The sequence below is a fragment of the Niveibacterium microcysteis genome (assembly GCF_017161445.1).
In the GTDB taxonomy this organism is placed as follows: Bacteria; Pseudomonadota; Gammaproteobacteria; order Burkholderiales; family Rhodocyclaceae; genus Niveibacterium; species Niveibacterium microcysteis.
In genome coordinates this window covers 1,284,583-1,306,511 of sequence record NZ_CP071060.1, presented here as the reverse complement: position 1 = coordinate 1,306,511, position 21,929 = coordinate 1,284,583, and the positions used below count along the sequence as shown (strand labels likewise).

19 protein-coding genes are annotated in these 21,929 nt (G+C 61.3%); 12 read left to right on the top strand and 7 right to left on the bottom strand.

Features of this window, described 5'->3' with window-relative positions:
- Positions 1 to 85 precede the first annotated feature (85 nt).
- Positions 86 to 1,105 (top strand): IS110 family RNA-guided transposase, encoded by a 1,020-nt coding sequence (locus tag JY500_RS06050; protein WP_206255513.1) that lies wholly within the window; start codon positions 86 to 88, stop codon positions 1,103 to 1,105.
- 397 nt (positions 1,106 to 1,502) lie between these two features.
- Here the strand turns inward: JY500_RS06050 and JY500_RS06045 are convergent, their stop codons facing one another.
- From JY500_RS06045 to JY500_RS06025, 5 genes are all read right to left on the bottom strand, one after another.
- Complete coding sequence (locus JY500_RS06045) at positions 1,503 to 1,766, bottom strand: hypothetical protein (RefSeq protein WP_206255511.1); 264 nt, start codon at positions 1,764 to 1,766, stop codon at positions 1,503 to 1,505.
- 1,013 nt (positions 1,767 to 2,779) lie between these two features.
- Positions 2,780 to 3,280: a hypothetical protein gene (locus tag JY500_RS06040; protein ID WP_206255509.1), complete on the bottom strand. Its 501-nt coding sequence runs from the start codon at positions 3,278 to 3,280 to the stop codon at positions 2,780 to 2,782.
- Positions 3,281 to 3,395: 115 nt separating this feature from the next.
- Entirely contained in the window at positions 3,396 to 3,746 is a 351-nt protein-coding gene (locus JY500_RS06035) for a hypothetical protein (RefSeq protein WP_206255508.1), read from the bottom strand.
- Positions 3,747 to 3,913: 167 nt separating this feature from the next.
- The gene (locus JY500_RS06030; RefSeq protein ID WP_172205381.1) at positions 3,914 to 4,159 is read right to left on the bottom strand and encodes a hypothetical protein; all 246 of its coding nucleotides are present in this window, start codon (positions 4,157 to 4,159) and stop codon (positions 3,914 to 3,916) included.
- Between the two features lie 113 nt (positions 4,160 to 4,272).
- Entirely contained in the window at positions 4,273 to 4,746 is a 474-nt protein-coding gene (locus JY500_RS06025; RefSeq protein ID WP_206255506.1) for a DUF6714 family protein, read from the bottom strand.
- 754 nt (positions 4,747 to 5,500) lie between these two features.
- Here JY500_RS06025 and JY500_RS06020 point away from each other — a divergent pair.
- Complete coding sequence (locus JY500_RS06020; protein ID WP_246479807.1) at positions 5,501 to 6,445, top strand: integron integrase; 945 nt, start codon at positions 5,501 to 5,503, stop codon at positions 6,443 to 6,445.
- Between the two features lie 415 nt (positions 6,446 to 6,860).
- Positions 6,861 to 7,202: a hypothetical protein gene (locus tag JY500_RS06015; RefSeq protein ID WP_206255505.1), complete on the top strand. Its 342-nt coding sequence runs from the start codon at positions 6,861 to 6,863 to the stop codon at positions 7,200 to 7,202.
- Here JY500_RS06015 and JY500_RS06010 read toward each other — a convergent pair.
- Positions 7,199 to 8,479, bottom strand: a complete 1,281-nt coding sequence (locus JY500_RS06010) for an integrase domain-containing protein (protein WP_206255503.1) — start codon at positions 8,477 to 8,479, stop codon at positions 7,199 to 7,201. The two genes, JY500_RS06015 and JY500_RS06010, sit on opposite strands and share 4 nt — an antisense overlap.
- A 1,500-nt stretch (positions 8,480 to 9,979) precedes the next feature.
- On the opposite strand from JY500_RS06010, the gene JY500_RS06005 reads away from it, so the two are divergent.
- Positions 9,980 to 10,600, top strand: a complete 621-nt coding sequence (locus JY500_RS06005) for a ParM/StbA family protein (protein ID WP_206255501.1) — start codon at positions 9,980 to 9,982, stop codon at positions 10,598 to 10,600.
- A gap of 250 nt (positions 10,601 to 10,850) precedes the next feature.
- Here the strand turns inward: JY500_RS06005 and cadR are convergent, their stop codons facing one another.
- On the bottom strand, positions 10,851 to 11,336 hold the full coding sequence (gene cadR / locus JY500_RS06000; protein WP_206255499.1) for a Cd(II)/Pb(II)-responsive transcriptional regulator: 486 nt from the start codon (positions 11,334 to 11,336) through the stop codon (positions 10,851 to 10,853).
- An 85-nt stretch (positions 11,337 to 11,421) separates the two neighbouring features.
- Between cadR and JY500_RS05995 the strand changes: the two genes are divergently transcribed.
- The 8 genes from JY500_RS05995 to JY500_RS05960 all read left to right on the top strand — a co-directional run bounded on the left by JY500_RS05995 (position 11,422) and on the right by JY500_RS05960 (position 21,869).
- Positions 11,422 to 13,653: a heavy metal translocating P-type ATPase gene (locus JY500_RS05995; protein WP_206255498.1), complete on the top strand. Its 2,232-nt coding sequence runs from the start codon at positions 11,422 to 11,424 to the stop codon at positions 13,651 to 13,653.
- Between the two features lie 14 nt (positions 13,654 to 13,667).
- Positions 13,668 to 14,024 carry a hypothetical protein gene (locus JY500_RS05990; RefSeq protein WP_206255496.1) on the top strand — a complete coding sequence of 119 codons (357 nt, stop codon included), beginning with the start codon at positions 13,668 to 13,670 and terminating at the stop codon, positions 14,022 to 14,024.
- A 124-nt stretch (positions 14,025 to 14,148) separates the two neighbouring features.
- Complete coding sequence (locus tag JY500_RS05985; RefSeq protein ID WP_206255494.1) at positions 14,149 to 15,447, top strand: TolC family protein; 1,299 nt, start codon at positions 14,149 to 14,151, stop codon at positions 15,445 to 15,447.
- The gene (locus JY500_RS05980) at positions 15,444 to 16,643 is read left to right on the top strand and encodes an efflux RND transporter periplasmic adaptor subunit (RefSeq protein ID WP_206255493.1); all 1,200 of its coding nucleotides are present in this window, start codon (positions 15,444 to 15,446) and stop codon (positions 16,641 to 16,643) included. Before JY500_RS05985 ends, JY500_RS05980 begins: the two co-directional genes overlap by 4 nt.
- Before the next feature lie 16 nt (positions 16,644 to 16,659).
- Positions 16,660 to 19,782 carry an efflux RND transporter permease subunit gene (locus JY500_RS05975; RefSeq protein WP_206255491.1) on the top strand — a complete coding sequence of 1,041 codons (3,123 nt, stop codon included), beginning with the start codon at positions 16,660 to 16,662 and terminating at the stop codon, positions 19,780 to 19,782.
- Between the two features lies 1 nt (position 19,783).
- Complete coding sequence (locus JY500_RS05970; RefSeq protein ID WP_206255489.1) at positions 19,784 to 20,122, top strand: P-II family nitrogen regulator; 339 nt, start codon at positions 19,784 to 19,786, stop codon at positions 20,120 to 20,122.
- On the top strand, positions 20,119 to 20,502 hold the full coding sequence (locus JY500_RS05965; protein ID WP_206255488.1) for a hypothetical protein: 384 nt from the start codon (positions 20,119 to 20,121) through the stop codon (positions 20,500 to 20,502). The genes JY500_RS05970 and JY500_RS05965 overlap by 4 nt, the downstream gene beginning before the upstream one ends.
- 1,139 nt (positions 20,503 to 21,641) lie before the next feature.
- Entirely contained in the window at positions 21,642 to 21,869 is a 228-nt protein-coding gene (locus JY500_RS05960) for a hypothetical protein (protein ID WP_206255486.1), read from the top strand.
- The last annotated feature ends 60 nt before the right edge of the window (positions 21,870 to 21,929 follow it).

Sequence of the window (21,929 nt, the reverse complement as noted above, 5' to 3'; positions counted from 1 at the left end):
CCGCGGTGCCGGTGGAGCGGCGTCGCGTTTTGAGTGCCACGATGGGATTGCACAACTCATCGTCATCTCGATGGAGGGGAAGCCCATGAAAATTGTGGTCCTTGGAATCGATCTGGCCAAGAACGTGTTTGCGTTGCATGGCGTGGATGAACACGGCAAACCTGCCCTTGTACAACCCTCGGTACGACGCGAGAAGTTGCTCGAGGTTGTCGCCCAACTGCCGCCCTGCTTGATTGGCATGGAAGCATGCTCGGGCGCGCACCATTGGGCGAGGGCATTTTCCCGCTTCGGTCACACCGTGCGTTTGATGGCGCCCAAGTTTGTGGTGCCTTACCGGCTTTCAGGCAAGCGCGGCAAGAACGACGCGGCGGACGCTGCTGCGATCTGCGAAGCGGTGCAACGGCCGGCGATGCGTTTCGTGCCGGTGAAGGATGAAGCGCAACAAGCGCATCTGACGCTGCATCGGGTCCGACAAGGCTTTGTCACCGAGCGCACGGCAATGATCAACCGGCTGCGGGGGTTGCTCGCCGAATTTGGTCATGTGCTGCCGCTCAAAGCGAGCGTGGTCCGCCGTCAGGCGCGCGCTGCGATCGAGACGCTGCCAAGCTTGGCGCGCGAAGCGCTCGAAGATCTGCTCGTCACCATCGCCCAGCTCGACGAACGCATCAATGCCTACGACACCAAGCTGCGTCAGATCGCAAGGCAGGATCGGCGCATCACACGCCTGATGGCCCTGCCTGGTGTCGGCGAGACCAGCGCGGGCGCCCTGGTGGCGAGCATTGGCAACGGCCACGAATTCAAGAACGGACGGCAGTTCGCTGCCTGGCTCGGACTCGTACCGGGTCAATACAGCTCAGGCGGCAAGTCACGCCTGGGGCGCATCACCAAAGCCGGGGATGCCTACTTGCGAAGCCTGCTGGTGATGGGCGCTCGTGCGGTGTTGGCGCTGGCCGCCCAGCGTGAAGATCGCATCAGCCGCTGGGCGCGCGCACTCGCAGTGCGACGCGGCTACTGGCGCGCCGTGATCGCCGTCGCGGCCAAGAACGCAAGACTGGCGTGGGCCTGTCTTGCACGCGGCGACACGTTTGAACTCATTGCCGACTAACTCGTTTCCCGCCGATCGAGACGGCACGCGTTGATGAGCCAGGGTTGGACCCGCGCGAGGCATGTCCTGTTTAACTCGTGGCGGAAGCAAGCGCTTTCCGCGACTAACGAATGAGGCCCCCGCGCGCGTCTTTCATCAGGGTCCGCAGCCACAAGCGCTGCATCGATGACCGTTTGTAGTGTCGCAGTCCGTACCCCTCACTCAATCGAGCGACGCAGCCCAACGACCGGAAGAACAAAGCGGTTTGGCAGGAAGCAAAACGGCCACGTGTTGCGTGGCCGTTGGATCAGTTCGCCTTGACTACTGGGGAAGCCCTTGTAGTTGAAAGTAACCGGCACCGAGGCGCAGCCGAGGGGACCAAAATGCGCAGCATTTTGGTGTCCGGTTGACTGACCTGTTAGGTGGCGGGGTTAAGAAGTTTCTGGGCGGCATCAACGTAGTTAAAACCCAAATTTCCGTGGTGCTTCGATTGGTAGTAACGAAGTCGGCCGATGAATTCCTCGCTGCTCCAGTGCCCCCAGCCATACATTTCCAACGGCAAATTGTGAAACGCATACGCCAGATCGTGCGCTTGCTCGCCATCGAGATAGCGAAGCTCTACGAACGCGTTGTGCATTAACTCGCACAAGCCTTTCCTTTGCTGTTCCGAAGGAAGGGACATAGACACCTAACGTGGAAGTAACCGGCACCGGAGCGCCAGCGGAGGGAACCCAAATGCGCAGCATTTGGGTGTCCGGTTGACTGCCTTGTTAGCCGCGCAACCGCTGCCCGATTGAGCCACCGAGCGGCGGGCCGAAGGCACAAGGCGCCGAGCAAATTGAACCGCACCGCCAACAGCGCCGGCAAGGGAAAAAGCCCTCACTCTTGCACCAGCCCAAAAGTGCGTTGCCATGCGAACCGCAAGCCCTGAACGCCACAAGCCTGGAGCGCCCAGACCACCACCAACCGATGAAGGCGCCGCACTCGAAGCCCGCAGCTGTTGAGTGAGACGATGCCCAGCAGTGTGATGACCCTCGGAAGAACTGGAGCGTTGCGGCGCCCCGCAAAACGCCCTGCGCACGGATAGCGTTTCACCAGGTGCCAACTGGAATTTGGCTAAACAGAGCAAGTGGCTAACGTTGGACGTAACGGGCGCCGAAGCGCAGCGGAGGGAACCAAACTGCGCAGCAGTTTGGCGTCCCGTTGACGGACTTGTTAGGTGCGGCGCTAATTTGCATTGAGGTTAGCGCGGCCGCTGGAGCGCCGGTAGTAAGACATGGCCCATATGAGCGCTGCGCCAAGCCAGACTGCGGCAACTGGGCGAATGAATGGCCCGAGCGGGCCGCCCATGGCGCGAGCGAGCACAACCGTGACCGCAGTGACGGGAATGCTATGTGCCACGACTTGCCAGAGGGAGAGCGTGCCGAGCGCCTGAGAGACAGCCACTAAGACGGCGGAGACTATTCCCAGGTAGACCACCTCGGGAAGCCACCGCGGAAGCTCAACCATTGGCCCAGCGAAATGAAGGAAAGCGCAGACGAGGCCAAGGCAGAAAGAGCAAGCAATTCGCGCGGGAAGCGATCGAAGCATTAAGCACCTAGCGTTGGACGTAACGGGCGCCGGAGCGCAGCGGAGGGAACCAAACTGCGCAGCAGTTTGGCGTCCCGTTGACGGACTTGTTAGAGGTCGCTGACATCACTTCTTCAGGCGCCAATTTCCGTCGTTCTGAAGCTCCAATGTTGCCACGTCGGGTTCATCGCGTTCCGCGCTCGATAGCCAGGAGCGGTGCCAATGCGTGAATTCGAGCACAAGATGTCTGTCTCCGTGGGAGACCACTCGTTCAACGTAATGTGTTGGGACTGGGAACTTAACGACAGGCGTTGATAGAACTGGATCTGCAAAGAATGTGTCTCCCGCGCCGATACGTATCGTTGTTACTTGCGGCGAATAGCTGCCACTGCCCCCATTGCAGCCAACATCACCATGCCAAAGCAGGACGAACAGCGCGGAGTCGCGGGTTTCGATCGAACAGTTGTCCCACCGGTGAAGGGCGACTAAATATTTGGGGTTCGCTTCAACGTCACAGGCGATCGAGTTCGCAAACTGCGTGCCTGCTAACAACGCACGCTCGCGAACCGCAGATTCCAAGCAGTCTGCGCCCGCGACTGTTGCCAACAGCGACAGGCTAACGCTCATGACAAGTGGGAGCCACCTCAAAACGGATGACCTCTAACGTTGGACGTAACGGGCGCCGGAGCGCAGCGGAGGGAACCAAACTGCGTAGCAGTTTGGCGTCCCGTTGACGGACTTGTTAGCCCGCATAGCGCTTGAACCATGGGAGCGCCACAGCCCGAGAAAGTTGGGCGACTTCGAATTCAAACCCAAACGACACCGAGTGCCAGAAGGCGCTGTTTTCGCGCTGGACCTCGTAGCCGGTAGTGCCATGAACGGCAATGTTGCCACGCGAAGTAACCGACGATACGACGAGCTTGAGTTCGTTTGGGGAGATGGATTTGAGCGTTGCTTCACCACGAAGGGTGCGCTCAAGCTCCACGAGCCTGGAGCAGAAGGATCTGAGACTTGGGCCGGCCACCCAAAGGTCGTTGTGCCCGGCGAACCCATTTGAGCGCACCGCAACCGTCAGATAGGCGTCGGCTTCCATTTGCGGTTCGGAGTTTCCGTCTGAGGCAAGCGTCAATTCGAAAGCGTCGTCGCCGTTTGAAAAGCGGACCATATTTGTGTGCGGGCTAACGTTGGACGTAACGGGCGCCGGAGCGCAGCGGAGGGAACCAAAATGCGCAGCATTTTGGCGTCCCGTTGACGGACTGGTTAGCCGGCTTCATCGTTGCTGTGGCCGGCTGCTGCCGTAATGCGCGCGATTTCTTCTGGCGTTGCCCAAGATATTGCACGAACAAGGATTGCGGCAAACGAAAACCAAACGATCGCAACAGCACCGGGCGGAAAGCGGCCGAACCAAAGGCCAGCAAGGACCGCTACCGAAATACTGATGCTAAGGAAGGCAATGAGTTTTCGATCGGCGGCTAATTGATGCAGTCTTTGGTTGATTTCGGTCATGACGTTATACGAGATTGGAATTGTTTGACGGCTAACGTTGGACGTAACGGGCGCCGGAGCGCAGCGAAGGGAACCAAACTGCGCAGCGGTTTGGCGTCCCGTTGACGGACTGGTTATGCGTTGAGTTGCTGCAGAAAGTGCTTTGCACGATCTAGCTCCTCCGGGCAATAGATGCCCCAATGCTCGTGGTGCTGCCAGTAGGCGACTAATTCGAGCAGGCATTCAATTTGTGGCTTGCTTAAAAGCGAAAGCCTTTGTTTTGTTTCTTCTTCGTACTCCGCAAGTGGCGCGAGGCTGTAAATCAAGAACTCAGTTGCCATTTCCATGGCGTCCGACTCGCTCAACACGTGGCGCAGATAGGAAGGCAGGACCCAACGCGTTGCGGCGGAGGAAAGCGTAGACAGTTCGTCAAATAGATAGCGAACCACCTCTAAAGAAAGCTGAGGTCCGGGATGTTGAGCTAGCTCGCGGTATGACATCTCACAGTGGGCGCAACCATCGGTATGGAACGAAATGTCCGTTAGTGCCGGGCGCGGCACATAAGGAAACGCCTTTTCTACAAGGGGAAGAATGTCAGAGGCCGTCATCGGGAGACGCATAACGTTGGACGTAACGGGCGCCGGAGCGCAGCGGAGGGAACCAAAAATGCGCAGCATTTTGGCGTCCCGTTGACGGACTGGTTAGGCGTGTTCGCATAGGGCCGACCAGCCGAGGCTACTGACATGATGCGACTTGCGTTTGTTCAACTGTGCCAACGTATTTTGATTCATCACCACAGTTTGAGCGGAGCTGAAACGTATATGCCAACCACAAACCACCAAGAAAAACCAGAATTGCTAGTGCGAAACGAAACCCGTATTGACGAGGTAGCCGAATAAGCTGGCCTGCGGCAACCGCACCACCCAAGACGAAGCATGCCGAAGAGAAGTTTCGCCAATGGTCTGTGGCCACCCGACCCGGCAGCCATGCTTCGAGCGCGTTTACCGAGCCGATAGCTAATGCCCATGGCAGCACGAATGCGGAAACGAACAGCAACGCCCACCGCCAGCCACCTTGTGTCGGGGTTGCTGCGGTGTATTCGTTTTGACTCTCGGTACCAGGCATAGGGGTACGCCTAACAGTTATTCAAACGACAGAAAGGTCCACCTACTTCCAATACGGAGTCACCGCTCTCGCCCTGTAACCTTCTGATTTTCATAGGGTTCTTTGGTGGCGTGTCAACCTAACCCTTATATACTACTGTCACGCTGAGCTCCCGGCTTTGACGCGATCCGCCTAGAGTGAGAATTTTCACTCAGTCAGGGAGTAACGTTATGGGGTAACAGCCCCCGAGCACCCCGGTTGCTGGATCAGATCTCGATCGTCTGCCGCCGCCGGCACTACAGTCCGCGCACCGAAGAGGCATATCGTCATTGGACGAAGCGCTTCGTGCTGTTTCACGGCAAGGCCCACCCCGCCACGATCGGCGCACGGGAGGTGGAAGCCTTCCTCAATCACCTCGCGGTCGCTCGGACGGTATCCGCTTCTACGCAAACCCAGGCACTGAATGCGTTGGTGTTTCTCTACCGCGATGTCTTGCGCCAGCCGCTGGGGGAAATGAAGGACATTAAGCGCGTGCAACATCGCGATCGCTTGCCTGTCGTGCTCACCCAGGCCGAGACGCGGTTGGTGCTGGCGATGATGACGGGCACGACCCAACTGATGGCGAACCTGATGTACGGATCGGGTCTTCGCGTCAATGAATGCGTGACGTTGCGGGTGAAGGACATCGATCTGACGACAAAGACGATTTCCGTTCGCAACAGCAAAGGCAGCAAGGACCGCACAACCGTGCTGCCAGCACAGCTCTGCACGCCGATAGAGCAGCACCTGACCCGGGTACTTCAGTTGCACGCGGACGACCGGTCGCGCGGCGGCGGGCTGGCGCCAATGCCCGATGCGCTGTACCGCAAGTATCCGACTGCGGCGGGATCCTTCGCGTGGCAGTTCGTGTTTCCGTCCGCTGCCGTACGTCCCTGGGGCGATAGCGACCGTCTGGTGCGCTGGCACGCATCCCCTTCAACGATCCAGAGAGCATTTAAGGCCGCGGTGAGAAAAGCTCAGGTCAACAAGCATGTCAGCGTTCACACGCTTCGCCACTCGTTTGCAACCCATTTGCTTGCTGCAGGCACCGACATTCGTACCATCCAGTTGCTGCTTGGACACCGCAATCTGCAGACGACGATGATCTACACCCATGTCGAGGCGGCGGTTCGTACCGTAAAGAGTCCGTTCGACCTGCTTTGAGCGATGGCGCCCGGGGCCATTGACCCGCCGCGGGCGCCACGTTCGCCGGAAGTCCAGTGCCCACAGCCATAAAGCCGTCGTTTGAATGTCTGCTTGCGCGCAAACCGGACCACATACCCCTCTTGGCAATGAAGTTCCGCTATGGGTCGACCTCTGCCCTTTACCCGCGATCTTCGTCTGACCGCTTACAGCCTGAAGCAGCCTTGAGTGTCGGCAGTCGGCCCAGCAGCTGGATGTTTCGGCTTGAGCCCGTCCAAAGATACAGGGGCAAGTCCAAAAGACGCCTCACCTGATCTGATCTCTTTTGGAACGCTTGGCAAGAAAGCTATGCTTCAAGGGCTATCGCTGTGCCCTTTGGTTAGCGCACGGGCGGGATACAATGTGTATAGCAACACACATAACAAAGATCACCGCCATGTTCGCTCGCGTCGCTCTGTTTGGTCGCCGCAACGAAACCCTTGTTCGTTCGTGCCAACCCGCCATGTACGCCGCTTCGACCGGTTTCACCCGGGCAGCCGAAGTGCGGTTCAATGCGCTGGAGCGCCGTGCAACTGTGGTGGCAAAGCCGGTTGTATTTATGCCTGCAGCCAAAGCCGTGTCAGCCCGTCGTGAATCTATCGCAAAGTACGGAACCGTGGCAGATCTTTCTAACTTCCAGCAGTACGAAGATGAATTTGAATCCTCGTTTTATGCCCATCTTGGCGGACGAGTTGATCCAGACGTCACTAACTTGCTCGGTTCGTGTTTTCTTGACTAATCGTCCCAGGCGCCTTCTTCGCCAGTTGCGAGCGAACCTTCATCTTCAACCGGCTTCACATATCTAAGGGCAGCCAGGTCACTCATAGACTTGTCCGACAACTCAGTACGGATCACCGTCGACCACTTTCTCAACAGGTGGCACAAAGTCGCGTAGCTCCCCGCGTAGGCGGTTGTGATCTCAACCCGATCATGGCCCAACTCTTCGCTGATTTCCTTCCGCGTCTTAGTCAGCCGTTCCAGATCTTCCAAGTCCCACGGATTGAAAGTCGCCCAACGCGTCCGCTTCACATAGTGGATCAGTTCAACCAGGCGCGATCGTTCGGACTCCAACGCCTCATCGAGAATCTGGTTGATCTCCAGCATCTTCTCAGTGAGCTTGATAGGGCTTTCCATCCCTCCGTCGACTGCCAGGATTCGCTCGTGGTAGTACTGGTGCCGGAGCCCATGCAATGTCACCCCTTTGGACTTCTTGGTGATCCCGGCCTGCTCTACTACCCACTTGAATTTCATGATCGCGGCTTTCTTTGAAAGCCCGAAGCGGGACATTACTGCTGCTGACTCACTATCGCAGTAAGACTTTGCTTCCTCGATCACATCAATCTGGCTTTGCGACAGGATAGGAACAAAGCGCTCTCGACCACCCTTTGTTCCCCACCCACGCTTCCTAAGCCAAACAACTTGGACGCCATCGCGGATGGTGAGGGCGATGCAAGGACGAAAGCACACCGCTTCGGATCGCCGCAATCCAAACGCGCGGACGAGCTTGAGTAGAGTAGCGGCCCATGGATAGCTCTGACCAACTGTCGCGATGATCTCGTCGACATCAACATCCGCTGCGGCCCATGACTTATCCAGCTTCGCGACGAGGGATCGCTTCGTTGGCACTCCGCTAGGCAGATACTTATCAAGTGGCTCAACCAGTCCATGCTTGCCTGATAGGTCCGCCAACCACTTTAGTACGGTTCGCTTGTTCTGCAGCGTGCCAAGCGATTGCCTCTGGTCGTACCACGTCTTGAACAAGTAACAAACGTGCCGACTACCCAGCCCTCTGATTGATCGAATGGCAAAGCCGCCGGCAAGCAAATCATCGCAAATCGCTAACGCCATCTCTTCGCGCTGTCTTTGGCGGATTCCACTTACATCCTTGGCTTTCTTGATGCTTCTTGGTGACTCCAGTTTGATCAACGCCAGTACGGAGGCTCGAAGGCCATTGACGTCATCAATGGCACCAGGCTGGAGCTCACGAGTCGTTCTTCTTCTGTGTATGACTTTCATAACGTCTTGCCGTTGCTCTGTTTATCTCTACTGATCAGTGTCATCAGCGTGTGTGGAAAGTGTATGCGTAAGCATGAAGACTCACCCTTGCCAAGCCCCTATCGGCCACAGCCTGAGTCGCACTTGATTCAATGCGCCTTAGGAGTTTCCACCCAATCCGTGGGTGATCGCGGTCGGCCGCGTGCGGCCTCACTGATTTGGAGCTGGCCCCCACACGGGGTCTGATGGCCTCCACCTACGCAAGCCGATCGCAATTTGACTGGGCCCACGTCGATGCTGTCATTCAGACAGCCGACCACTTCGCTCGCTCAACTTCTTCACAATAGCTATCACCGCACTTCGCTTTCTTCGCCCAGCGCTTGGCCCACAAAGGCTTACCCAGATTCAACTGAGGGCTGGAAAGCAACCATTTACTGCCTAGCTTTGCCACTGTCCTACTCGGCCATGGCACAGCGTTTTAGCTCGGGACAAAGCCCGGCATTCAACTCGACTACGAATGCCGCGGCGCACGCAGATTTGCGATCGTGATTTGAGACGCGGACCACATTTGATCCGGAGATGCGAGCCTTGGCTCGTGATGTGATGCTGGAGGGACGCCTTGCAGTGCAGCTCCATTGGATTGCACAGCCCACATTTTCCCACTCGAAATGGAGCAGCCTCTTTAGGCAGCCACGCTTTGCCCAGAGGGCGAAAGATGTGGCAATCCTATTTGTAATTTGCAGTTAGCGTCAACTCACTTTTTTTTCACTGCATGTTCACATAGTTAATTGGCCTCCTGCCCTTGTCTTTGCTGATGTTCGCCGCGCCTCACTGGTGAGTGCCCCATAAAGACACCGTCCCTTCTTGTGCGCTTTGCGGTGGCTCTGCCAGCCCAGCGGGTCGAATTGTCACCTGTTCAAGCGTCACGGTTTTCCCTTCCTACAAAATAGAGCCGGCCCCTTCGACCAAATTGAGGACTGAGCAATGGGGACTCAAGGGGTACTAGCTGCCGCATATTTCGCGTCGCCAGCGCCCAAAATTACCAATAACAAGAGCATTGTTTTGGTCGCCCACGACGCGAAGTGCGTTCTAACCAAATCGCCGTGATTGATTTTTGGTCGTGTGCGACCCGTTCTTTAGCTAAGAGAGGTGGCGCTGCGTAGGTTTTGGGTCGCCCACGACCAAGATCGGTCTGCGCGAAGTACGTCTTCTGCCTATTTTTGGTCGCCCAACACCAAACACTCAGCCGAGCGATTCAGTGATGTACTCTATTCGTGTCGCCGGCGACCAAAGGAATTGTTCGTTGTGGCGCCGTTTCTAATGGCTAGCTGTAAGAGAATACTCAGCAGCCTCGTAAGCAATCTAGCTCAACTGCTCTTCTCACTGAAAGGTCACCACATCCGTTCCGCCTTTGTCCCCTAGGTTCTTCCGGTTGATGTTGCCTTTGGGAACACAAAGTCACTAGTACCTAAAGACCACCCAACCGGGAATTGTCTGTGTGTTCGTGATCGCCACGATTAAGTGCTGGTCGAATCGATCGTTGCTGACGATGATGAAAGCAACGATCGGGTCGACGGTTTCCATTGGGACTCCTGCGCGATCTTCGCGGTGGGCGAACAAACGTTCGCGGTTGGCGCTGGCGCTCGAAAGCTGCTGACCGGCAACTCAACGTGCAAGACGTTCAATCCTGACTTCTGTACTACTGAGCATTATCGAGCTCTGGTATATGCGGCGATGGCGGCTCAGTCGTCGAATCGCATCGATGTCCTGGTGCTTGGATTGCCAGTCCATACATTCGAGCTTTATCGCGATCGTCTGATTGAGGACTTCACTGGTGAACGCCAGATCACGGCTACGCGAAAAGTGACCGTCCAGCCGCTCAAAGTCGGCCCGCAGCCCATGGGGGGCTTTTACGATCACGCAGAGCGAGTCACGTACGAAGAGGTGAAGATGGCGCGGATGTTGACCATCGCTCCAGGCCACAACACGCGGGATGGGTACTGCACGGTAGGCGCGCGCCCGATGGATACGCGTCGCACGCGGAACCGACTTCCTGCATGCAGAGCTTATAAGCGCGCTCGCGAAGAAGGGAATGCGTGCTCGGCAAAAGCTCACCATTCAAAGATCGATTCCGCTCCTTGAACTGCGCTGGAGCCGAATTCCCCTACTCGGCCTTAGCGGTCGGTGGACTCCCCGGCAGTCTGCTCGCGAACGTCAGCTAACGAGCAGCGACGTACTCATCGCCATCCGACCTGAAGCCGCCGCTCGCCATGGCGAGACAAGCGGTCAATTATGGCTTGAAGCGGGCGGCTGCACTTGGCCAACGACAGGCGACTGCACGATGTCCCAAAGCGGCCGTTTGCGTAGCTGCGCGTCCTGACCAAGCACTGCGTCAGTCAGGCCCACGGTTGGCGCGTTTGCCGGATCGGTGTGCACCGTGGACGTGATGCCTGTTAGTGTGGCCCGCACTCGACCGAGTAGCGCCCTCGGGGCGCGACAGGTCTTCCAGAATGCCGCAATGGGCTGCGTCCTGGGCTTCCACGCACTGGGCTCGCAATCGTTTGAGTTCTTGCTCCAGCGCGCGCAGTTCGCGTACTCGCTGCACCACATGCCCGATATGCGCGTCGAGCAGGGCGTTGACCTCGCCGCAGTTCTCGTGCGGAGAATCCTTGAAACGCAGCAGCACTCGAATCTCGTCGAGCGTCATGTCGAGTGAGCGGCAGTGGCGGATGAAAAGCAACCGCTGCGCGTGGGACTCGGTGTAGAGGCGGTAGTTGCTCTCAGTCCGCGCAGCGGTGGGCAGCAGGCCCTCGCGCTCGTAGTAGCGGATCGTGTCGATCGGGGTGCCGGTTGCGGCGGCGATGTCGCCAATCTTCATGTTTTTCGGTGCCTTCCGGGTTCGCTTGCCTGTGCCTCGATCATAGGCTTGACTCTGGACTGGCTCCAGAGTTTCAAATGGCACCATGCATACACCCTCAGAACTTGCCATCCTGACCGCCCAGCCCGCGCCATGCTCGGGCGGCTGCTGCCAGCACGCCGTGGAGGGCGCGACGCCAGCTACCGTGCCGGAGGCCACACGCGGTGCGCGTTTCCGCATCCCGAGTATGGATTGCCCCGTCGAGGAGGGCGAGATCCGGCGAGCGCTCGATGCCGTGCCGGGCATTCGTGCACTGCGGTTCGAACTCGCGCAGCGTCAGCTCACGATCGATGCCGACGAGCGGGTGCTGGCCGCTGCGCTGTCGGCGATCCGGGCCGCGGGTTTTGACGCGACGCCGGCCGTGGAAGGAGCGGAGCCGGCTGCCCGCGCGACATGGCTGGCCGAAGGCTGGCCGCGCCTCGTTGCCGCGCTGTTGCTGGCGATCGGCGCCGAAGCACTAGGCTACTTCGCGCCAGCGGGGCGTGTCTGGCAAGTTGCGGGCATGTCGCTTGGCGTCGCAGCGATCGCACTGGCGGGCCTGGGTACCTTTCGCAAGGGCTGGTCCGCGCTGCGCCAGGGGCGGCTCAACATCAATGCGCTGATGAGCGTCGCCGTCACCGGCGCTTTCCTGATCGGCCAGTGGCCGGAAGCGGCGATGGTGATGGCCTTGTACGCGATTGCCGAGCTGATCGAGGCGCGCGCCGTCGACCGGGCGCGCAACGCGATTGCCGGCCTGATGTCGTTGGCGCCAGCCGAGGCCGAAGTGCAGGCGAGCGACGGCAGTTGGCGCACGGTGGCGGCGGCGGAGGTGTTGGTGGGGGCGCGCGTGCGGGTCGGGCCGGGTCAGCGTATGCCGCTCGATGGCGTGGTCGTCGCGGGCACCAGCAGCGTCGACCAGTCGCCGCTGACCGGCGAGAGCCTGCCGGTCGAGAAAGTGGCGGGTGACGCGGTGTTTGCCGGCACGATCAACCTCAGTGGCGGGCTTGAATTCACCTGCACGGCCGGCGCCGACGATTCGCTGCTCGCGCGCATCATCCACGCGGTGGAGGCGGCGCAGAGCACACGCGCACCGATGCAGGGTTTCATTGATCGATTCGCCCGCATCTACACGCCCGCGGTGTTCGTCATCTCGTCAGCCGTCGCCTTGTTTGCACCGCTCTTGCTGGGCTGGGGTTGGACACAGGCGCTCTACAAAGCACTGGTGCTGCTGGTGATTGCGTGCCCCTGCGCGCTGGTGATCTCGACGCCGGTCACGATCGTCAGCGGGCTGGCAGCGGCTGCGCGGCGCGGCATCCTGATCAAGGGTGGGCGCTTTCTCGAAGAGGCCCGGCGCCTGCGCGCCGTGGCGCTGGACAAAACAGGGACCGTCACCGAGGGCAAGCCTCGCCTGGTGCACTGGGAAGCGCTATCGAACTCCGACCCCATCGCGGTCGGCGCGAGCCTCGCGGCGCGCTCCGATCACCCGGTGTCGCAGGCCATCGCTGCTGGTCTGCCCGACCACGGCTTGGCGGTGGAGGGCTTCGTCGCCGAGCCCGGACGTGGCGTTCGTGGAACGATCGAGGGCCACGACTATGTGCTGGGCAAGCACAGCCTGATCCATGACATGGGGCTCTGCGACGCCGCACTGGAAGCGCGCCTGGCTGAGCACGAGGCGCAGGGCCGTACGGTGACGCTGTTGGCTTCCGAGCACGCGGTGCTGGCGTTGTTCGCGGTGGCCGACACAATCAAATCCGGCGCGGCAGCTGCGGTGACGGCCCTACGTGCGCAGGGCGTCGAGGTTGTGATGTTGAGCGGCGACAACACGACTACGGCGCGCGCAATCGCCACGCAGGCGGGGATCACGAACGTACGGGGCGACCTTATGCCGGAGGACAAGCTGTGCGCGGTGCAGGCCTTGCAGGCTGAATATGGTGCCACCGCCATGGTGGGCGACGGTATCAACGATGCGCCTGCACTTGCAGCGGCCGACGTCGGTTTCGCAATGGGCGGCGTGGGCACTGACATCGCAATGGAAGCCGCCGACATCGTGATCATGACCGACGAGCTGCACAAGCTCGCCGACACGCTTGCGCTCTCTCGACGTACCTACGCCGTGCTGTGGCAGAACATCGCGCTGGCACTGGGCGTCAAGGGCGTGTTTCTGGTATTGGCACTGTTCGGCTCGGCAACGATGTGGATGGCCGTCTTCGCTGACATGGGCGCGAGTTTGCTGGTCGTCGCCAACGGGTTGCGCATGCTGCGGCCGGCGCGCGATGTGACGGCGACCGCGTTCCCTTGATACACTCCGCCGCCATGCGACGCCTTGTCTTCGTCCTGCTGCTCGTTTTCCTGCCTCTCCAGTCGGTCTGGGGGGCGGCGGCGAGCTATTGCCGACACGAGACAGGCTCGGCTGCCAAGCACTTCGGCCATCACGAGCACCAGCACCAACAGGGCCAGGCCGACCGCAGCGCGGACGCCAAAAGCGGGGTGAAATTGTCTGGTTCGGGCGACTTCGACTGTGCCACCTGTCACTTGACCACACCCACCCTGACAGCGGACCTCGTCGTAGGCGTCGTTCCCACCGACGCGCCACCGCAGTTCATCTATCACCGCAGCGATCTTTCGCACATCCCCGCAGGGCCCGAACGGCCTGATCGCGCGCTCGCCTGACTCCCGGCGAGCCCATCTCTTCACACCTCCCTTCGTGAGCTGACCGTCAGGCAACAAGCCTCTCGGCAGTGGCAATGCGCTCGCCGGATCTCCCACGTCATTTCGTCGTACTCAGGAGAATCCGATGCGATTCAAGATTTTGGTCGCGGCCACCATGTGGGCTGCGACAAACGGGACGAGCTTCGCCCAGAGCACCGAGCCCCAGGCGGCGCGAGCGCTCACGCTCGAAGAAGCCTGGCGCCAGGCTGAGCAGGCCAATCCGGCGCTGCGGCGCAAGGCCGCGCAACAGGCGGCCTTGGAGGGCGCAGCGCAGGACGCGAGCGCGCTGTTCTTCAACAACCCCCAGATCAACTGGGAGGGCACTCGGCGCGAGGTGCCCCAGCCCGGTTTGCCGGACGAGCGCCGCAAGGAGTGGTCCGCGGGACTTTCGCAAACGCTGGAGATCGGCGGGCAGCGCGGCTATCGCGTCTCGGCGTCCGAGGCTGCGATGGCCGCGCAAGCGGCTGAGCTGGAGAGCTTGCGGCGCGAGCTTCAGGTACTGGTCGCGCAGCAGGCCTACCGGGTGCAGGCCTTGCAGCAACGGGTCGGTGTCGAGGAAGCCGCTCTGATCCTCTTCGAGCAGACCGCCACGGCTGTGGCCAAGCGCCGCGCGGCAGGTGAAGACACCAAGCTCGATGCGAACGTCGCCGTCGTTGAAGCCGAGCGCGCCCACAGCCAACTGGAAGCCACCCGCGAGCAGTTGATCGACGCGCGCAATGAACTTGCAGCCACGCTGCAGTGGCCCGCCGGCACGCAGCCCGAGGTGTCGGCGGATCTCGCCGACGGGCTGGAGCAGCCGCTCCCCGCGTTAGCGCCGTTGCTCTCTGCACTGCCGACCCAGCCGCGCGTGCGTGCGCTCGCTGCGCAGGAGGAGAGCGCCCGTTCAAGGCTGGGCTTGGAACGGGCGAGCCGTATTCCGGATGTGACGCTGGGTCTGAGCGTTGGGCGTGAAGGGGCGGTAGACGCGCGCGAGCGCCTGACGACACTGTCGTTGTCCGTCCCCCTGCCGCTATTCAAACGCAATGCCAGCGGCGTGGGCGAAGCCAGCGCCGCACTGACGCAGGCGCAGATCGAACGCGAGAGCAGCTTGCGCGATGGCGAGGCGAACGTGCGCAGTCTGCATGCCCGGCTGCAGAGTTTACAGCGCCGTGTGCAGCGCTTGCAGAGCGTGGTCGCACCGACGCTCGGAAGCAACGCACAGCTCTCGGAGAAATCCCGGCGTGCCGGGCAGATTGGCTTGCTCGAACACATCGTCGTCAGCAGGCAGGCGCTCGACGCCCGCCGCGACCTGATCGATTCCCAACTCGATTTCCAGAACACGCGCCTCGCGTTGATGCACGCCGCGGGCCGGCCCCTCGCCCCCGAACAAGGAAAACAACCATGACTCCAAGCCGCAAATACCGTGGCCTGACGCCACCGCTCAGCCTTGTCGCCAGTGCTGTGGCGCTCGCCCTGCTGGTCGGCTGTGGCGCCAAGAGCGAAACCCCTGAGTCGGCCGACAAAGGCGCGAAGACGGAAACAGTGGCACCGCACAGCGAGGGCGAACTGAGCCTGAGCAAGGACGAGCTGGAGCGCAGCGGCCTCAAGGTCGAGGTGCTGCAAGCAACGCCGCAGAAGGACGAGATTGAGGTCACCGCGACCATCCAGCCCAACGCTGAGCGCTTTGCCCGCGTGGCGGCTCCGGTGGAGGGACGCGTCGTCAGTGTGGCCGCCGCTCTGGGTGCGCCGGTACGCGCCGGCCAACTGCTTGCTGTGGTCGAGAGCGTGGCGCTGGGCGAGGCAAATGCAGGCCTGAGTGTTGCGCGCGCTTCGGCGCGCATTGCCGAGGCGGATCTCAAGCGCGCCGAGGCGCTGCATGCCGACGAGATCATCGCGCAGAAGGACTACCTGCGCGCACGCGCCGAGCACGAAAAGGCAGCAGCCGAGCTGCGCGCGGCCGAAGAGCGCGTGCGCGTGCTCGGGGCCGACCCGTCCGCCGCAGGGCGAGGCGGTGCGTGGCTGAATGTTGTTGCCCCGTTTGCCGGTGCGGTTGTCGCTCGCAAGGCAACGGTGGGCGAGCTGGCGACGCCTTCGGAGCCGATGTTTGCGGTGGCCGATCTGACCACCGTGTGGATCGAGGCCAGCCTCACGGAGGCGATGCAGGCGCGGGTACGCACCGGGGCTGTGGCGACGGTGAGCGTCGACGCCTATCCGGGCGAGCGCTTCGAGGGCAAGGTGACCTACGTCGCCGGCATGCTCGACAAAGCGTCGCGTACGGTGCTCGCGCGCATCGAACTTGCCAACAAGGATGGCCGCCTGAAACCCGAGATGTTTGCCAAGGCGCGCATCGTGGCGAGCGACACGCCCGCCACTGCGCACCTGGCCATCCCCGACGACGCAATCGTGCTGCTGCAGGGGCAACCCACGGTCTTTGTCGCCGAGGGTGAGGGCTTCGCGCCGCGCGCGATCGACGTCGGCGAGAAGCGCGGTGGCAGCACGCTGGTGCGCTCGGGCGTTGCAGCCGGCGACAAGCTGGTCGTGGCGGGCGCGTATGCCTTGAAGGCGCGTCTGCTCAAGTCGCAGATCAGCGACGAGCATTGAGCCAAGGAGAACGAAGATGCTCAATGCAATCGTGGATGCCGCGCTGCGGTACAAGGTGCTGGTACTGGTGGCCTTCGCAGTCGTCGTCGGCCTAGGGGTGCAGGCGTTTCGGGATGTGCCGGTCGATGCCTTCCCGGATGTCACGCCGGTGCAGGTCAACATCTATACCGAGTCGCCGGGGCTCGCAGCCGAGGATGTCGAGAAGCTGCTGAGTGCGCCGATCGAAGGCGCGATGGCGGGGCTTGCGGGCGTGGAGGAAGTGCGCTCGGTGTCGCTGTTCGGCCTCTCCTATGTCGGCGTCTATTTCAAGGACAACGTCGACATCTACTTCGCACGCCGCCTGGTCGGCGAGAAGCTGCAGGAGGCCAAGGAGCGCTTGCCGCAAGGCTACGGCGAGCCGGTGTTGGGGCCGAACAGCTCCGGCCTCGGGCAGGTGTTCTGGTACACGGTGGAGTCGGCCGACAAGAAACTTACAGCGATGGACCTGCGCACCTTGCACGACTGGACGGTGCGGCTGATCCTGCGCACTGCGCCGGGCGTGGACGACGTCATCACCTGGGGCGGTGAAGAGAAGCAGTACCAGGTGCAAATCGATCCGGCGAAGCTGATCAAGTACGAGCTCGGTTTCAAGGAGGTCATGGAGCAGCTCACCGCCAACAACAAGCAGGTCGGTGGGCAGTACCTCAACATCGGGCGTGAGCAGTACCTCGTGCGCGGGCTGGGGCTGGTGGCCAACACGCGGGATATCGGTTCGATCGTGCTGGCTGAGCGCGACGGCGCGCCGATCTATGTGCGCGATGTGGCGACGGTGACCGAAGCTCCGGCGCTGCGTTTCGGTGCGGTGACCCGTGACGGCAAGGAAGCTGTGCTCGGCATGGCGCTCTCGCGTGTCGGCGAGAACGCGAAGAGCGTCGTCGATGCGGTGAAGGGCAAGCTCGCCACCGCGCAAGCCGCGTTGCCCGAAGGCGTGAGCCTCAAACCGATCTACGACCGCACCGATATCGTCGACAAGGCGCTCAAGACAGCGGAGCGCGCGCTGGTTGAAGGCTCCATCCTCGTTGCGATTGTGCTGTTCCTGTTCCTCGGCGAAGTGCGCTCGGCGATCGTCGTGATCGTCACCTTGCCGCTGGCGATGCTGATGGCCTTCCTCATGATGAATCAGTTCGGCATGTCGGCGAACCTGATGTCGCTTGCGGGGTTGGCAATTGGCATCGGCATGATGGTCGACGGCGCGGTGGTGATGGTCGAAAACGCGTTCCGGTTGCTCGCGCACGCGAAGGCGTCCGGTAAGCCGATCAACCAGACGCACCTGATCCTGGAGGCCGCACGCGAGGTGGCCAACCCGATCGCCTTCGCGATCTTGATCATCATCGTGGTGTTCCTGCCGCTGTTCTCACTCACCGGCCTTGAAGGCAAGCTCTTCAAGCCGATGGCGCTGACGATCACCTTTGCCATGGCTGGCTCGTTGGTCCTCTCACTGACCCTGGTGCCGGTGCTTGCGGCCCTGATCCTCAAGCCCAAGGAGGAGAAAGACACCTTTCTGATTCGCCGCGCGAAGGCGGTGTACCTGCCGCTACTCGACTGGGCGCTTGGCAACAAGAAACGGGTAGTGGCCGGCGCAGTGGCGTTGCTGGTCGCCTCGCTCGCGCTCTTCCCGCTGCTGGGCAAGGAGTTCATGCCCACGCTGCAGGAGGGCACGATCATGTTCCGCATCACTGGCATCCCCTCGACCTCGCTGGATGAGTCGATCCGCGTCTCGCACGTCGTGGACGCGACGCTTCGCCAGCGCTTCCCGCAGGTGCGCTCGGTGCTCGCGACGATCGGCCGCGCGGAGAAGGGTGAGACCGCCGACGTGAACTACATGGAAGTGCTGCTCGACATGAAGCCTGAGACTGAGTGGCCAGCGAAGGTCTCGTACGCAAAACTCTCGGCGGACATGCAGGCGGTGCTCGAAGAGACGGTGCCGACGGCGGTCTTCGGCGCGACACAGCCGATCCAGATGCGGGTTGAGGAGCTGATCTCCGGCGTGCGCGCGACCCTCGCGCTAAAGCTCTACGGCGAGGACCTTGCCACGCTCGACCGCTTGAGCGGGCAGGTGAAGTCGGTGCTCGACAAGGTGCCGGGCGTCGCGGATCTCTCGGCCGAGGCCAACAAGGGCAAGCCGCAGTTGGTCATCCGGGTCGATCGTGAGGCGGCGGCACGCTACGGCGTCAACGCTGACGAGGTGCTGGAGATTGTGCAGTCCGGCATCGGAGGCAGCGCGGTGTCGACATTGATCGACGGCACCAAGCGCTTCGACATTGCGGTACGCCTGGCCGAGAACTACCGCGCCAACCCAGCCGCAATTGCAGCGATACCGCTGCGCACCCGCGAAGGCGCGCTGGTGCCTTTCGGGACTGTGGCGAAGATCGAGCTCGACGAGGGCTACTCCTTCGTGCGCCGTGAGGCCCTGCAGCGCTATGCCGTGCTGCAGATGGACGTGAAGGGGCGTGACGTCGACAGCTTCGTGAAAGAGGCCGATTCACGCCTGCGCGAGCAGGTCAAACTGCCGCCGGGGTACTGGGTCGAATGGGGCGGCGCGTTCGAGAACCAGCAGCGCGCAATGGCGCGGCTCGCGACGATCGTGCCGCTGACGATCGGCCTGATCTTTCTGCTGCTCTACACCGCGTTCAATTCGGTGCGGCACGCGACCCTGATCATCGCCAACGTGCCCTTCGCGATCATCGGCGGCATCGTCAGTCTCTTCGTGACCGGGCAGTACATCTCGGTGCCCTCGGCGATTGGCTTCATCGCGGTGTTCGGTGTGGCAATGCTCAACGGCATCGTGATGGTGTCCTTCCTGAACGATCTGCGGCAGCGAGGCCGCAGCATCAGCGAAGCCGTGCGCGAAGGGGCCGCGTTGCGTTTGCGCCCGGTGCTGATGACCGCGACCGTGGCGATCCTCGGCCTCGTGCCGATGTTGCTGTCCACCGGGGTAGGCGCGGAAACCCAGCGCCCGCTGGCCACGGTCGTCGTCGGGGGGCTCTTCACCTCCACGGCCCTGACCCTGCTATTGCTGCCCTTGCTGTACGAGTGGTCCGAACAACGCGCCGAGGCGCGCCGCGCGGCTGCGCTCGACCTCGCCAACGAAGGAGTCTGAGATGAAGGAAATCAAAGCCTACGTGCATCGCAGCCGGATTGCAGACGTGATGCAGGCGCTCAAAGAGTCGGCGCCCTTCACCGGCCGCGATGGCGCACATCGCCACAATCTAACCGCTTACGTCGTGAAAGGCTCGCTGCAGGCGCTCGATCGCCAGGAACAGCACTATTCGCTGGATCTAGGTGACGCGGTGATCGACGAGTACAAGCTGGAGTTCGTCTGTGAGGACGCCGATGTCGATGATTTGGTGGCGATAATCAAGTCAGCTGCTCACACCGGTCGCGGCACCTGTGGATGGGTCTACGTCGTTGACGTCATCAGGGCGGAGCACATCGAATGAGCCCCTCGAATGCCACAGACCGCCTACGGAACACAGGGTGCCGACGGCGCCCGTGGCTGGCCGCGATTCTGTTGCCCTGGCTTGCCGGCTGTGCCTGCTTCAGCGGCGTCAGTGAGGCAGAGTCCATACCGCTTCGTACGGGCAAGATCGTAGCCGTTGGTCTGCTAGCGGAACTACATCCAACGCGGCCCGATCGATGCGCGTGGCCCGGCAGCGAGCTTCATCAGCAGCTCGGCTACGTCGTGATGTACCGCTCGCAGGTGGGCTATCGGACGCGAGTGGTTGCGCTCAACGGCGAGCAGCGTGTGAGTGTGGGCGATGCGGTGGGCGTGGATGCCAGCACCTGTGATGCAGTCGCTGTGAGCAACGCCGCACTCTAATGTGGCCCCACAAGGCTGGACAACGCCGCGACGGATCACTTCTGGGTGGTCCGTCGCGCAGTCTTCGGCCGAACCGTTGATTCAGCGCTCATGGCCCAAGCGGGCGCATTGCGCTGTGATGAGCCGATTGGTCCTGTCTGCCGACAGAGCCTCCGACGAATTGCATCCTGTGGGCTGTGCGTCGACCAGGCATAGATGCAATTGCTCGCATGGTTCCAGCAGCCTCAACAATCGTCCGATAGTCTGCAACACCTTATATACGGGTCGTTGGGGGCTGGCCAGCCTGGTTGGGATGATTGACTGCTTGGTGTCGCATTCTGCGGGGAGCGAACCAGACCGCCCCCCCCGACCGTAAATGCTGCGGAGCCGCGGTTGCGGTGACAGGTCCGAACGTCCGCTTTGGGTCGGACACTTGCAACCATGGCATTTCAAAGCCGACGTTCGCGTGCTCACGGAACACGTCTACCTGAATGTCGGATAAGGCCGAGGATCTGCCCGTCGCGAGCAGCCCCGTCTGACCGCTTCTTTCCTTTGGTGTTAACTGGCAGCAGGATGAGGCTCGATTGGCCAATCCGGCTGCCGCGATCGCCGAGCCGATGATATCGGCGCAGATGTCGTGGCGGGCGAGCGGTTTCCTTTCATCATGGACCTGAGGCACCGTCGCCAACAGCCGATCCCACAGTCGTCGCGGCAAGTAATCGGCGACCGAGCTTCAGAACGCGCGATTGTCAGCGCTGCCGAAGGCGTCGTGCGAGTCGATCTCAAGTACGGGCCTGGACGGCGCCGCGCACGCTCCGAACTGCGAGCACTGCGACGCCAGAGGGCACATAAGCAGTCCGCCTTCCTGCTGCGCACTGGCACCCGATCCCACAGAAAAATCCGAATAGGATCGCCACTGGCCGCCGACCCATGCCACCGCGCAGATACGGCTAACACAAGGGTCGCGGGCTTCACACAAGGATGTCGGAAACAGATGCGATCGGAGCGTACTCATCAACGGTACTCGCGGGGAATCCGTTGGACGCTAACAGACCCGCCTCTCCAGCTAAGCGCCTCTCACGCCAACGCCCCAGTAAAGAACGCTTAGATTCACCTACGAGGCGTATAGCTTTGGAGACCTTCTCAACAGGAGGTTCCAAATGCCTGATCGTGCATCCTCGGTGTTCATCAACTACTTCTCTTGCGACACCTGCGGAAACTTCTTCCAACTTCCGGGGGAGTTGCTTGAGGACGCCACTTGCCCACTGTGCCGAGCGCAGGTCCCAGCTGCGCTCTGCGACGAGATCCTGCCCGGCCTCGGTGTCGTACTCGTCCATGCAGGCACCGGCGGCACGCTCAAGGATGCACGCTTGACTCTTATGCACTGAGCAAAAGCTCTGCTTTTGTTTGCGGTCGGCGCCGATTTGGCGCCGATTCGCGAGCAAAGA